Genomic DNA, 13,826 nt, shown 5'->3' on the forward strand with positions numbered 1-13,826 from the left:
ATTTATAACAATATCACGATGACAACAAACGGTAAAAAAATTGAAAACTATTTTTCAAAATCTATTTTTTCAAAAAGTATAACTGATACGGAATTTGATGATTTGATCTGGAAGTCTATTCAGCCATTATATAGAAGAGCATTAGAAAAAACATCATTAGATGAGAGTGACTGTATACGAGAGTCAAAACTTATTATTGGGATAAAAGGAGCTGGTAAATATGAAGATATAGAGTTTAATTTCAAGAAAGGGAAAGATGGCTTTATAAGATATATTCCAAAAGTAATTACCATTATAAATTTTACCCAACATGAATTAGTAATTTATCAATGTGTATTTGATCCAACTACGGGTCAACCATTAAATGAATCCACCAAGACTTATTTTTATGATGATATAGTTTCTATAGAAACAGAGACAAAATCAAAGTCCAAACAAATATTTTCACCCACAGAAAAAGTGTTCAAAAAAATACCCATTGCCAAACTATTTGTTGAAGGAGAAAAGAAAACGTATAACGTATCAGAAACATTTACTCTTACAACAAGAGGAACTTCCAGGGTTGAAGTCACACTATCTGATTATAAAATTGTAGAACAGGTAGGAGGAGAGTTTAATACTACAGAGGCTCAAAATATTATTAGATCGGTAGATGCAATGGTAAAAGAAAAGAAAAGAAATAAATATTGATTATTGAATTTAATAACTATGAACATACTAATCAATAACGATCATATCATTTATTTATCAGAAAACAGGATTGTTGCTAAGAGTATCTCGTCTATCTGTTCGATCGATTGTTCTAACTATAATTCTCAAGATGTATATAAAAATTTAGTTACTGGTATTTCAAAATTCATGAAGAATATACCTGATATCTCATCAATAATTATAGGAAATGATTACTTAAACCATTTCTGTTTAATGGATAATTTTTCTGCTAAATATGCTATTACTTCAACGCTAGAGTTATTAGATTCAGATAATAAGAGTTATGTATTCCTTGATTTTTCTTTTAGGACTTTAAATATATTTTACAACAAGGTAGATTCTATAACAGATAAAAAATCGCTTAATATATCTTTTAAATCAATCCTTAATGAAAGGTTTAAGGGTTTCACTCAGAAACAGGCAACGGAAGATTTTGTTGAACAACTATTTAAGTATACTACAAATATTGAAATATATAATTGGATGCTTTCAGATCAACTTAATACAGTTGATTTTGAAGAATTGGAATATTATAATATTAATGTAGGGATCAATAATGTCTTAAAAATCAGTTTGTATGATTACTTTGAAACAATAGTTAGTGTAGTAAATCAGTTTGTTAAAAAACATTTTAAAGATCAAAAAATATTTTTTAAATCACCGTTTACTAATTTTCAACATATTTCTGCTTTTAATAAAAATACAGATATAACGTTTTTGAATGAATTTGAATTTTTATCTCAAAAAGTTTCTAAAAGTAACTCACACCTTTTAAAAGTTTCCGATTACAATCTAAATCTAAACCAAAAAACACTTTCCAAGTCTTGGGTTTTGTTGAATCAAATTCAAAATAGAATTTCTTTGACAGGAAAAAAAGATGTTGTAGAAATACCTTTTTTAAACATTTTTGAGGAGTTGAAAGATTCATATTTCCAAATTAAACAGAGCACTTATTTAAAATTGTTTATAGAAACCCAAACAAATTTTCTAAATCAGTCATGCTTAAAAATAACAACAATCAATAACAAAATCTTTTACAAAGTTATATAATGAAAAATATAGAAAATGAAATAAAAGATATTCTTGAAAGTAATTATACTCCTCAAAAAAAAGCAATCCAATTGCAAAAAGGAATACGATTACTATTTGATTGTTTTGAAAACAAAGAAATTAAAGATGAATTCAATTCTTTTTCAGAAAAACTAATACAAGAAATAACATCTTTAAAGCAAAGAACTGAGGAAGTACATAATTGTATAAAAAGGAATGAAAACCTCTTAGAAGAAAAAGAATCTACTGAATCAAAATTTGTAGTCCTCGAAGAAAAATATGAAGAATTAAATATACTTAAAAAGAAGCAAGCATTTTTAAATCAGCATAATCTTCAAAGTATTAATTCCGAGTGTATCAACATTTCTAAGGACATTCATAAAACAAAAGAGCAGTACATCAATACTCTAGAAGAGTTAAATAAATTTCTTTTAGATGAGAAAGAAGAACAAAGTGAATGCTTAAAAGAAAATATTAATAAAACAATTAAAAATATTGAGCTACTTGCTAGCCAACAAAATGATCAATTAGAAGAATTAAGTTCAATATTCCTAAACACCAAGTATGATCAATTTAAGAATGAAGTTGAAACGCTAACAGCTGATTACAATCAACGAGTTGAGAAAATTAATTCTATAAAGCTTGATTTGAATGAAATTAAAGAAAAGCATGCTGAGATAATGCAAGTTTTCAATCTTCATCATTTAGAAAACAATGCTATTTATGGAGTATTATCCAGTAGAGAAGGAGTATTAGAATATGTGAAGAAAATCAGAGATGATATTGAACATAAATTGAATGCTTATGATAAAGAAATAAAATCAATAATGGAAAACAGAGAACAACTTCCCTTGTTTGAATTAGCAGAAATTAAAACATATAACTAATGAAAGACACCATCAATATTTTAGATTTATGTGAATCTGGCACTAATGTTTTAGGACCAGGTAAGAGATATGTTATTTGGGTTCAAGGATGTCCTTTTAATTGTGAAAAATGTACTACTCCAGAAGGGATTCCTATAAGATTAAACAAACTAACACCTATTAAGTCGATTGTTGAATCTATACTCAATAATCATGAGATTGAAGGTATAACAATTTCGGGAGGAGAGCCATTCTTACAAGCGAGTAAATTATCAAAATTATTAGCGGATGTATTACAAATAAAACCAGAACTGAGTGTGTTGGTGTTTACGGGCTATACATATAAACGTTTAGACTGGGCTAAAGCAAAAGACTTTCTACGGTATATAGATGTTCTTATTGATGGTCAATACATAGACAAGTTAAATAATGGGAAAGAACTTAAAGGATCCTCAAATCAAAAAATTATTTTTCTAACAGATAAGTTAAGAGATGAAGAAGATTATTTCTACACAAAAGGTCGAAACTTAGAAGTCATCGTAGAAGCTTCTTCTCAAACTATTATTGGAATCCCAAGTCGACAACTAAATCATTAAAAAAATCATTATGAGCAGAACATTTAAAGTAGCATCTTTTGATCAGACAGAGCGCTATATCAATGAGTTGAAAACACAACAGCGCAATTTACAATCTCAAATGAATTCGGTTGAGAAAAACGCAAAAAATGCAGCAAGAAAAGAAGCGGAAAAAAGAGCTCAAGAATTACGTCACGAAATTGATTTAATGGAACGCAATTTAGAGAATCAATTAGGAAATCTTAGTGCCGAAATGAAATCTAATTACTTAGAACATAAGCGTGATTTAAATACTAAAACAAAAGAATTTCAAAGAAACATTTCTGATCTTAAAAATTGGACAAAGCAATCACTTCATATACTTAAAACAGAAGTAGATAGTAAATTTCAAGAACAACAATCTCAAATAAATCATAACAGAGGTAAACTAAATGAAATTTTTCAGAAAGAAGCAAATGCAAAAGAGCAAGCAGAAAAAAACCTTAAAGATTTAGTAGCATTAGTTAAAATAATTGAAGGAAATACAAATCATCAAAAATTTGCTGAGGGAGAATTACATAAAATCAATAGTAGAATAAAACATCTTTTTGAATCAGATATACCTTCTGAGTCAGTCATCAGTAATGCATTTTCAATTACAAATGATTTATACGATTTAGAGACAGATATTATTAAAAAAGAGAACCTTTTCAATGTTAGACATACTATGATTCTTAATCAGGCTCAAGAATTATTAAAGATAATGAATCATAATCGGAATGAATTATACTTTAAAGATGAAGAAGGTAATGAATTGAGAGACGATAATGATGAGAAGATTCAGGTTGAAGTTAATTTTTGGACAGAAAATGAATATCAAAAAACCGAAGATTTAGTAAAGGAATTAGAAACTGAGTTGATCGAAAAAAAGAAGGCTCCTGAGTTAGATAATGCTAGATTAGATGAAATTACTGATACACTTGAAATATTTAAAAAAAAGCAAGAAACATTAGTTATTACAGCATGTGAAAGAGGATTAGCTTCTGAAGAACGCATTGTGATAAGTGATGATTTAATACAGGCATTTCTAGAACAAGGTTTTGAACTGAAAGATGGAATAGCATCACATAATTTTATGGGAAATGAAGAAAATAATACCGAAACGGATCAACGTGAAGGTGTGGTTGCTGTATTAAAAAATGGAGTAGGAACGGAGATCACATTAATTATTCAACCTGATCGAACTAAGAAAAAAAATAAGATCATTTTTCATAGGAATGATGAACATGATTTAAGTGAAAGAGAATATACTGAATACTTACAAAAAATCAATGATTATATAGAAAGTAAAGGATATGATATGGGAGAACTTAGTGCTCCAAAAGGTATAGGAGATGTTCGACTAGAAGCATTAGCTGATGTCAATGCACTAAAAAAAGTTGGATTGGGTAAAAAATTAAAGGAACAACTAAGTTAAATCATTATTCAATGGCAGTTAAAAGAATTTCGGAGATAGATATTGAAAATAGGGGATTGTTTACAGCAATATATGGTAATACTACAGGAAGTGAATTTTTTGTAGATGCTGATCTGAAAAAATATAATCTATGGCAACAGTTATTTATATTTTTTAAAGAATTAAAATATGATCTTGTCATGTTTTATGATACAACACATTATTTTCATTCGTATTCACAACATGATTTAAACAGGCTTTTAAACCTCAAGAATACTGATAAAAAACAACAACTGAATGAAGAATATCTTTCAAAACATATAAAATCTACGTTAGGTTCTAATAGGTTCAAAAAATCGATGGAAAAATCTCAAAAAACTAATTCAACTCCAAGTCCTGCCCTAAAATTATCGAAATCTGATGGTCATAAACATAGTTTTTATAAAACACAAACAACACTAGATTTTAAAGAGTACTTACGACAAAATCTCACAAAAAAAAATCAAAAAACAGCTATTATTATAAAAACACCAGAAAATGCACATTTTGAAAAAGTTGATGATTACATCACTCTTTTTAAAGCGTTAGATAATAATTACGATATAGATAAATCTCAAAACAAAGTAATTATTGCGTATGAAAGTAGTTCATCAAGATCTTTTGTTAACAACTTAACCGATGCAAGTAAAAAAGGATATCTTTTTCTAAATAGTTATTTCGAAAGTCTTTTCCTTAAATCTGATGGAGAAAGTCATACCATGAATAAAGACAATGTTTTTAACATAATGAGTCCTGATGAAAATGAAATCAGAAATGTGATAAACCTAAAAAGGCTTGAAGAAAATTTCATTGATTTTTTTCAAAAAATTGATTTACCAAAGACAACAGCTTCTCTATACCTTGATCAATTTAATATATCAGAAATATATAAACAGGATTTAAACCAATTAGCATCAAAAGCAATAAATGGCAAGTCAGGGATGTCACAACTCCAGAATTTGATTGGATTAAAAAAAGTTAAAGAGAGTGTCAATACATTTATAGAAAGATCACAATTTAATAAGGGAAATCAACTAGATGATGATTCTAGGTATCATTTAATGTTTACTGGAAATCCTGGAACAGGAAAAACTATAGTTGCTAAAATTGTAGCTAAAATATTTAAAGAAAACCAAATCATAAAAGGCGGAAAGTTTACAGAAACAAAAGCTTCCGATTTAATCGCAGGTTATGTTGGACAAACTGCAATTAAAACTAGAGAAGTTTGTGAACAAGCACTCGGAGGTGTTCTATTTATTGATGAAGCTTATGAACTTGCTTCTAATCAATTTGGCAAAGAATGTGTAGGAGAACTTATCCAATTCATGGAGAATGAAAGAGACCAGTTTGCAGTGATCTTTGCGGGATATGAAGATGATATGCAAGAGTTACTAGCATTAAATGAAGGACTCAATAGTCGAATCGGTGAGGTTATTCATTTCCTTGATTATAGCCCAGAGGAACTAATAGACATATTGAAATTGAAAATTAAAAAACTTCCATTAAAAATTGAAGAAGGCGCACTAGCACATATAAAAGATTGGATAACACAAAAGATAGCAGAAGATGCTAAAAAATTTGGAAATGGAAGAGGAATCGATAAGCTAAAAACTAGTTTGTTAGACATAAGGATTAAGAAAAAAAACGAAACTATTTCAAAAGAAGATTTAGACACAATTCATAAAATAGAAAAATCTAATGTGGAATCACAACTTCAAGAGTTAATAGGACTGAAAGATGTGAAACATAACATTAAAAAGTTTATAAAAAGAGGCAAATTCTTAAAAGATAATGAACTAAGTGGAAAAAGAGTTCCTAGATACCACTTAATGTTTACGGGGAACCCTGGGACTGGGAAAACTATAGTTGCTAGGATCGTAGCACAAATATTTAAAGAAAATCAAATTATAAAAGGAGGGAAGTTTACGGAAGTTAAGGCTTCTGATTTGATCAGTAAATTTAGAGGCGATACTGCTGATAAAACCAAAAAAATATGTAAAGATGCTTTGGGAGGAATTCTCTTTATAGATGAAGCTTATGCTCTAGCTTCAGATAAAGAATTGGGACAACAAAGTATGGGAGAACTTATTCAGTTTATGGAAAACGAACGTGACAAATTAGTTGTCATATTCGCTGGATATAAAAAAGATATGGAAGCACTTTACAAATTAAACATAGGACTAAAAAGGAGAATTGGAAAAGTGATACACTTTCCAGATTATTCAAGTCAAGAGCTGATTGAAATTTTTAATTTAAAAACAAAAGACTTGCCTTTTACATTAGAAGATGATGGACTTGATTTCTTCCAGGACTTAGTAGAACAAAGAATAGCTGAAGATTCCGTAGGGTTTGGAAATGCTGGAGGTATTGATAAGCTTATAGATGATATTATAGATATCGTAGCAGAAAATGAAAAACAAACTATTTCAAAAGAAGATTTAAGCAATGCATTCGGAATAGAAACAATCAATAGTACTGATGAACTTACCAAATTAATTGGTCTAAAAGAAGTTAAAGATAAGATTAAGACATTTATAATGAGGTCAAAATTTAGCAAAGAGAATCAATTAGAAGATAATTCCAGATATCATTTAATGTTTACTGGAAACCCAGGAACTGGGAAAACCATAGTAGCTAAAATTGTAGCTAAAATATTTAAGGAAAATCAAATCATAAAAGGTGGAAAATTTACAGAAGTAAAGGCTTCAGACTTAATTGCAGGTTATCTTGGACAAACAGCAATTAAGACGAGAGAAGTTTGCGAAAAAGCACTTGGAGGTGTCTTGTTTATTGATGAAGCCTATACACTTGCATCCAATAAATACGGAAATGAATATGGAAAAGAATGTATAGGAGAGCTTATTCAGTTTATGGAAAATGAAAGAGATCGATTAGTAGTAATATTTGCAGGATATGAAGAAGATATGCAAGAGTTATTAAAATTAAATGAAGGATTGGATAGTAGAATTAGTGAAATCATACATTTTCCTGATTATAGTCCAGAGGAACTGATAGCCATATTGAAATTGAAAATTAAAAAACTTGCATTAAAAATTGAAGAAACTACATTAATGTACATAAAAGATTGGATAACACAAAAGACAGCAGAAGATGCTAAAAAATTTGGAAACGGAAGAGGAATTGATAAACTAAAAACTAGTTTATTGGACATAAGGATTAAGAAAAAAAATGAAATTATTACCACAGATGACTTAAAAAATATATTCAAATGATAAAGCTTCCATACTTACTTACGGGATATTTAAAGCCTATACGATTAAGACTGTTAAATTCTAAAAATGTAATCAAAATAGATTTTAAAAAGACATTGAATCTAAACTTTACTACGCATAAAAACGCAGTACAAATTCTTATGGATCTTCCTACTATAAAGATGAAAAGAAATCATCTTCATACAAAACCTCATTTAAATATTAGGTTATCCACAAAGTTAGAAGTGTTTTCTGTGAATCAAGTATTGAAAAATCAATCATCGCGCTTATTAGAATTTCTAGAAGAGCACAAAGAAGTAACTAAACAACAAACCATTAATAATTATAAAAACTACCGAAATAATGTATAAACTACTACGAAATTTCTTTTGGTTTTGCTCTGGAGCAAACAAACGGTTATTAGAAGAAAATGATATTGATCATAATAAATACTTTGCTATAGGAGCTACCATATTCTTTACTGCAATATTTGCTGGGTTTTCAGGAGGTTATGCTATGTATTTTGTGTTTTCAGGATCTGAATATGCAGTAAGTTTGGCTATAGCATTAGGTGTACTTTGGGGATTGACTATCTTTAATATAGATCGCTTTTTAGTGATGAGTATTAAAAAAGAAAACAACTTTTTTAAAGAATTCTTTTTTGCATTGCCTAGAATTGTTTTAGCGATTATGATAGGTGTTGTTATTGCAAGACCTCTAGAGCTAAGAATATTTGAAAAGGAAATCAATGAAGGATTGAAACAATTCTATTTAGAAAATCAACAAGAAATTATTGGAACCAAGTTAACTAATTTTCAAGCTGAAATTAAAGAAGATGTGGATAAGTTAAATAGGAAAAGAATAGAGAGAGATAATGCTGATACTGATTATAGAAATCATATTAAACTAAGAGACACAGAGTATTATGGAGATAAAACTGGAAGTACTACAGGAATACCTGGTTGGGGACCACATGCTAAAAAAAGACAGGAAGAAGTTGATGCTAAAAAAGTAGTTTTAGATAATCTAACAAAAAAGATAGAAGAACTTGAAAATGAAATCAACACTAAACGTGCAAATGCAGGGTTAGACAATGTAGCCAATTATGATAATAAAACATTAGATTCTTTAGTGTCAAAATCGGGATTTTATGATAGAAATAAGATACTTGGGCAAATATCTTCATGGACGCCTTTTAGCTCAAGCGATACTAAAGTAAATACAGAAAACATATCTCAGGGATCTTCTCTTGAAGTCAGAAAAACAAAAAACAGGTTTAGTGGTGAAGATGATCCCACGGTGTTTTTTATTTCACTCTTATTTATCATTATAGAAACACTTCCAATACTCGTTAAGTTATTGACTAAAAGAAGTACTTACGATATGGTATTAGAACATGAAGAAGAAAGAATTGATTTTACAAAAAGGCACGAAACAACATCTCATAAACAATTGATACGCAATATGTCAGTTTCTCAACGAGCTGTACTTAATGAAGCAATAAATAAATGGGAAGCGAATGAATTGGAAAGTGATACGCTTAATGAAAGATATATAAACACTGATAACGAAGATCATTATGCTTAGTTGTCCAATATGTAGTGAATCAAATAGTGTAGAAGATGTTTTTTGTAAAAAATGTTCATGGGAATTAATGGACATTCCTAAAAATGCAAACGATGAATTGAATAATTATTTTACAAAAAAAATAAATATTCATACTTCACTTTATCTTACCAAGAGAGAGCAAAAAAGAACGATAGAAAAACTCAATCAAGAAGCTTCTCAAAACCAAACAACATTAAAGATTCAAAATGAAAAAATAAAGAATCTAGATGAAAAGTTACGAAAAACATCATCTGAATTGAAAAATAAAATTGAGTTAGAAAATCAATTAAAAATATATAAGGAACGCTACGGAGATTCTTTTACATTCTCGGATCATTCTAAAAAAGAGAGTTTTATTGTGTATTGGCAAATTGAAAATAACATTATTAAATTACATTCTAAAGAAAAGGAATTTGAGAAATATTTACCTAAAAAGATTGCTTTGCTATTAAAATCTCAAGGAAGACCACAAGTAGGTAATTTTGAATTGGCAATACTAGTGAATCGGGTAAAAATAAAAGATACTTATGGATTAAAAATCGATACAACCAATATAACGAGCGGTTCTTACTTTATAAAACCAATAGTCTTAGCGAATAAAACTAAGAATATACATTTTTTTCATCATCAGCAATCATTGTCTTCTGAAGATTTTGATTGGAATCAAACTAAAATCAATATATAATGTCATATAAATGTCCACGCTGTTTACATACTTTTCAGAAAAGGGAAGCCAATGTAGAAATAATTAATACGACAAATTATTATTCATGCCCTAACCCTGAAGAAGAAGACAACGGTAGAAAAATATGTGGTAAGCGATTGCCTCTTAAATTCTTTAATGCCGACGCTACAACAATTGCAATTGTTGGTGGTACTGGAGTAGGAAAAACTTATTATTTTTTAGCATTGATTTATGAGTTAGTGTTTAAAAAATCTTTAAAACGTTTTGGTATTCAAGGAGATGTTTTAGGAGGTAGAAAAGAAAATACACTTCTGTATCAGTTTTTAGATGATATATATAAAGGGAGAAAATTACAATCTACTGTAGGAATGAAAGAAGCAATAAATGTAGTTTTAGACATCGTCATAACAAGCAATAATAAGACTAGAACTATTTACTTATCATTTTTTGACAATCCAGGAGAAAAATTTTCAGATGAAGAATATATGATAAGAAACTTCACAAATGTTTTTAAAGCCGACGGATTAATTTTTTTAGTTGAGCCAAAACAAATAAGTTCCTTTCAAGAAATTATTTTCGAAAATTATGAGTATGAAAGATTACGTCAATCTACAGAATTTTATACAGTTGTAAATAACACGATCAATCTATTAAATTATATAAGAACCAATACTAATTCAAACAATCTTTTTCCAGAAAGTTCTTGGGATAGATATGTGCAAAGTATAAAAAAAATATCAACTACATTTTCTAATAAGCATCCGATTCCTATAGCTTTTACCATATCTAAATATGATCAACTGGCTAATTATCTTCATGTTGATATTCCGTTAGACGAAACAGAAATGGAAGATTTGATCATGAAAAACAGAAAAATAGACATAGAAGCTCTTAATGCGATTTCTAATGAGTTAAAAGATTTAATCTTAAATGAAGAAAATGGTGAAATTGGAGTGGAGAATTTGTTGAAATCAAATTTGAAAAGTCATGCTTATTTTGGAGCAAAATCAATAAGCGTAGATAGTGAAGGAGCTCCAGAGCGACTTGATCCGAAAGGTGTTAGTTTGCCATTATTATGGTTGTTAATAAAATTAAAAAAAATCTTATGAATTACTTTGAAACTTACCATACAGCCTCAAAACACAAAAATGGCTTCTTTGTATTTGATGCTTCACCTGAACTTAGCAGAGATGAAATAGATGAGATTGAAAAACTTGGAACATATCATACTATTTCAAATATTGATAATTCAAGTATTGAACATACACAGAACAACTATCCTGAAAACATTAGCTACTATAAATTAAAAACGAAGCCTTGCAGAAAAATTTTTATTTGTTCAAATTATACAGGGCGAACTAATCATACACCAGACAGATTTGGAAATTTTTTTTCGCATGGTATCATTTTTGAAGCATCGGAACTTCACTTTTCATTCAGAAATTTTTTCAATCATTTTAATTTTAAAAAAGAATTCTCTTTAGAGGAAGATATTAATTATTCACCTAAGTTAAGTGTCGGTAATTATTTTCATAATAGTGATGTTATAGTAGCTAAAGAAGATTTTAATCATTTTTGTGATTTTTTAAATACTGACTTAAATCGAAAACGGCATTTTAGTGCAATTATAGATGAAATATTTACTTTTAAAATATTAGAGAAAGGGAAAAATATCTCTATAATAGCTGACAAAGAACAATTACAAGACTGGATATTGTCCATTAATTTCTTTCTTCCGAAGGATCTTTCTGATCAAATAACGTTTGCAACTTATGTTAATACACCTAAGAACTACCCTTTTAAACTAACGGGAATTCTGCCAGAAAGTAATACTTCTATACTTGAAGAATTATATTTTCACATCTTCGATACAAGAGTAAATAAGGAGTATTCATTATGTTTTAATTATACAGAGTTAATATCAAAAATAATACAAGAGAGTAATTATGATGAATGGAAGTCATTAAATGAGGAGTTAAGAAATGTAAAATTCTCATTAGTAAATTCTCATTTGAAGAAATATAAGTTTATTCAAAATGCTCATTTAGAACCGGATCTTGAAAATTATAAAGAATTAAAGGATTCTTTTACGGAAATTGACACTACAAAATATTATCAAAACTTATATAATAAACAACTTGATATTTATTTAAAATCTTCAAATTTTGATTTAGAAAAACAACTAAATACTGCCAGAAATTATAAAGAAGCTCTTTCTATTTTTTTTAGTCATTTTACCTTCTTTTACGAAGAGAAAATAAAAGTTTCCAACGATGTCATTCCACTTATTGATTTCTTTATTAAAACACTTCCAAAACATGATAAAATTAAAGCCCTTAAAGAAATTCTTCTAAGTGATCAAATAAAAATAGAAGATCAGGTATGGCTTCATAAAACATTTAAAGTTGTAGATATTGGTTTAGAAAATTTTATCGAAAATAATGATGAAAATATATTACTAATACCAGAGTTGGTAGAGAAATATGATTTAAAAAATCCCAAAATTGAAAATGAAAATATAAAAAGGTTTATGACATTCAAAACATTAATCAAAGCAGCTCAAGAGAATGATTTGTTATCGCAAATAAAAAAAGTTGAAAAAGAACTTGATAGTCTAAAGGATAAAGAAAAGATTAGGTTATTTATGGTAGCATTCAATCATGATACTTCTTTTTTAAAATCAAATTTCAAAAATTTCAAAGAGCAACGTAAACTTATATCACAATATTTACATAAGGAAGAAGGCATGTTTTGGAGTGCTTTTTTTGAAAAAAATGAAGAGTTTAATGCCAAAGGTGATTATAATTATCATAGTCTGTCTTATTTGAAAAAAATATTCATTTCTGAATTTTTCTTACTACAACTTAAAGACTATGATTTGATTAAAAACTTGGATATAAGTGATGAATATTTTTTTAGATGGATTAGGGAAAGAATCAATGAATTTACTAACAATAAAATTATTTTGACCAATTATATCGATTATTACCAACAAAAAAAGAAGGAGAAAAGATCTTTTTTTGGCAACTTAAACCCATTTAAATAGTCTTTAATTTATTCTTTATGAAAAATATTAAAAACAGTTTACGAAAGTTAGGATCTGCAACAAATATTATTACGCTCATATGTGTAATTTTGATTTTTACCCGTTTGGTAGATTACAATTTAATACCACTAAAGTATGCTGTTTTTATTATAATAGGGATAGCAATTTTGATAGCTTCAGGGAATCATATTTCCAAGTTTGGACTAAGTATTATAGTACTAGTTTCTGGTATTCTATATTACCCTGATTTCCTTAATGGTAATCTTAAGGGTTTGTTAACTAGTACTATAGCGTTAATTATAGTTCTGGCAGTTATATATTTTATGATTAAGTCAATATTTAAATAATAACTGAATAAACCTTCAAACTACTAATTTAGAAAAAATTCATAATTAAGTAAATCTAAAAAATCAGCTTTGCCATTCATTTGTTTGAATAGTTTAATAATTTCTTTTTGTTGACTTTTAGTAGTTTTCATATGTAATAGAAGTCTTGAAAGCAACCGAAATTTTATATTCTTTCTTTATGTATAGATTGAATTTATACTAATAAAAATTAATAATAATATCTAATAAATATGTTAATGATATCTTACAATA

At 28.1% G+C, this 13,826-nt stretch carries 11 protein-coding genes; all 11 read left to right on the plus strand.

Features of this window, described 5'->3' with window-relative positions; translation table 11 throughout:
• The first annotated feature begins 18 nt into the window (after nt 1–18).
• A complete protein-coding gene (locus tag H2O64_RS14995; RefSeq protein ID WP_187563024.1) occupies nt 19–690 on the plus strand; it encodes a hypothetical protein in 672 nt (223 codons plus the stop codon).
• Between the two features lie 168 nt (nt 691–858).
• Nucleotides 859–1,761 (plus strand): hypothetical protein, encoded by a 903-nt coding sequence (locus H2O64_RS15000; RefSeq protein ID WP_187563025.1) that lies wholly within the window; start codon nt 859–861, stop codon nt 1,759–1,761.
• Nucleotides 1,761–2,648, plus strand: a complete 888-nt coding sequence (locus H2O64_RS15005; RefSeq protein WP_187563026.1) for a hypothetical protein — start codon at nt 1,761–1,763, stop codon at nt 2,646–2,648. The genes H2O64_RS15000 and H2O64_RS15005 overlap by 1 nt, the downstream gene beginning before the upstream one ends.
• Nucleotides 2,648–3,223, plus strand: a complete 576-nt coding sequence (locus H2O64_RS15010) for a 4Fe-4S single cluster domain-containing protein (protein ID WP_187563027.1) — start codon at nt 2,648–2,650, stop codon at nt 3,221–3,223. Before H2O64_RS15005 ends, H2O64_RS15010 begins: the two co-directional genes overlap by 1 nt.
• 10 nt (nt 3,224–3,233) lie before the next feature.
• Nucleotides 3,234–4,658: a hypothetical protein gene (locus H2O64_RS15015; RefSeq protein WP_187563028.1), complete on the plus strand. Its 1,425-nt coding sequence runs from the start codon at nt 3,234–3,236 to the stop codon at nt 4,656–4,658.
• A gap of 11 nt (nt 4,659–4,669) precedes the next feature.
• Nucleotides 4,670–7,909, plus strand: a complete 3,240-nt coding sequence (locus H2O64_RS15020) for an AAA family ATPase (protein WP_187563029.1) — start codon at nt 4,670–4,672, stop codon at nt 7,907–7,909.
• Nucleotides 7,906–8,259, plus strand: coding sequence for a hypothetical protein (locus tag H2O64_RS15025; protein WP_187563030.1), 354 nt, complete (start codon nt 7,906–7,908; stop codon nt 8,257–8,259). The genes H2O64_RS15020 and H2O64_RS15025 overlap by 4 nt, the downstream gene beginning before the upstream one ends.
• A complete protein-coding gene (locus H2O64_RS15030; RefSeq protein WP_187563031.1) occupies nt 8,252–9,475 on the plus strand; it encodes a DUF4407 domain-containing protein in 1,224 nt (407 codons plus the stop codon). The genes H2O64_RS15025 and H2O64_RS15030 overlap by 8 nt, the downstream gene beginning before the upstream one ends.
• A gap of 67 nt (nt 9,476–9,542) precedes the next feature.
• Nucleotides 9,543–10,181, plus strand: coding sequence for a hypothetical protein (locus tag H2O64_RS15035; RefSeq protein ID WP_187563032.1), 639 nt, complete (start codon nt 9,543–9,545; stop codon nt 10,179–10,181).
• On the plus strand, nt 10,181–11,290 hold the full coding sequence (locus tag H2O64_RS15040) for a TRAFAC clade GTPase domain-containing protein (protein ID WP_187563033.1): 1,110 nt from the start codon (nt 10,181–10,183) through the stop codon (nt 11,288–11,290). The genes H2O64_RS15035 and H2O64_RS15040 overlap by 1 nt, the downstream gene beginning before the upstream one ends.
• Nucleotides 11,287–13,227, plus strand: coding sequence for a GAP1-N2 domain-containing protein (locus tag H2O64_RS15045; RefSeq protein WP_187563034.1), 1,941 nt, complete (start codon nt 11,287–11,289; stop codon nt 13,225–13,227). Before H2O64_RS15040 ends, H2O64_RS15045 begins: the two co-directional genes overlap by 4 nt.
• Nucleotides 13,228–13,826 lie beyond the last annotated feature (599 nt).

The organism is Kordia aestuariivivens, from assembly GCF_014397005.1.
Lineage (GTDB): Bacteria > Bacteroidota > Bacteroidia > Flavobacteriales > Flavobacteriaceae > Kordia > Kordia aestuariivivens.

What these genes read in the sequence shown, in the direction of transcription:
- H2O64_RS14995 (WP_187563024.1), top strand. Translation starts at nt 19, where the DNA reads ATGACAACAAACGGTAAAAAAATTGAAAACTATTTTTCAAAATCTATT.
- H2O64_RS15000 (WP_187563025.1), top strand. Translation starts at nt 859, where the DNA reads ATGAAGAATATACCTGATATCTCATCAATAATTATAGGAAATGATTAC.
- H2O64_RS15005 (WP_187563026.1), top strand. Translation starts at nt 1,761, where the DNA reads ATGAAAAATATAGAAAATGAAATAAAAGATATTCTTGAAAGTAATTAT.
- H2O64_RS15010 (WP_187563027.1), top strand. Translation starts at nt 2,648, where the DNA reads ATGAAAGACACCATCAATATTTTAGATTTATGTGAATCTGGCACTAAT.
- H2O64_RS15015 (WP_187563028.1), top strand. Translation starts at nt 3,234, where the DNA reads ATGAGCAGAACATTTAAAGTAGCATCTTTTGATCAGACAGAGCGCTAT.
- H2O64_RS15020 (WP_187563029.1), top strand. Translation starts at nt 4,670, where the DNA reads ATGGCAGTTAAAAGAATTTCGGAGATAGATATTGAAAATAGGGGATTG.
- H2O64_RS15025 (WP_187563030.1), top strand. Translation starts at nt 7,906, where the DNA reads ATGATAAAGCTTCCATACTTACTTACGGGATATTTAAAGCCTATACGA.
- H2O64_RS15030 (WP_187563031.1), top strand. Translation starts at nt 8,252, where the DNA reads ATGTATAAACTACTACGAAATTTCTTTTGGTTTTGCTCTGGAGCAAAC.
- H2O64_RS15035 (WP_187563032.1), top strand. Translation starts at nt 9,543, where the DNA reads ATGGACATTCCTAAAAATGCAAACGATGAATTGAATAATTATTTTACA.
- H2O64_RS15040 (WP_187563033.1), top strand. Translation starts at nt 10,181, where the DNA reads ATGTCATATAAATGTCCACGCTGTTTACATACTTTTCAGAAAAGGGAA.
- H2O64_RS15045 (WP_187563034.1), top strand. Translation starts at nt 11,287, where the DNA reads ATGAATTACTTTGAAACTTACCATACAGCCTCAAAACACAAAAATGGC.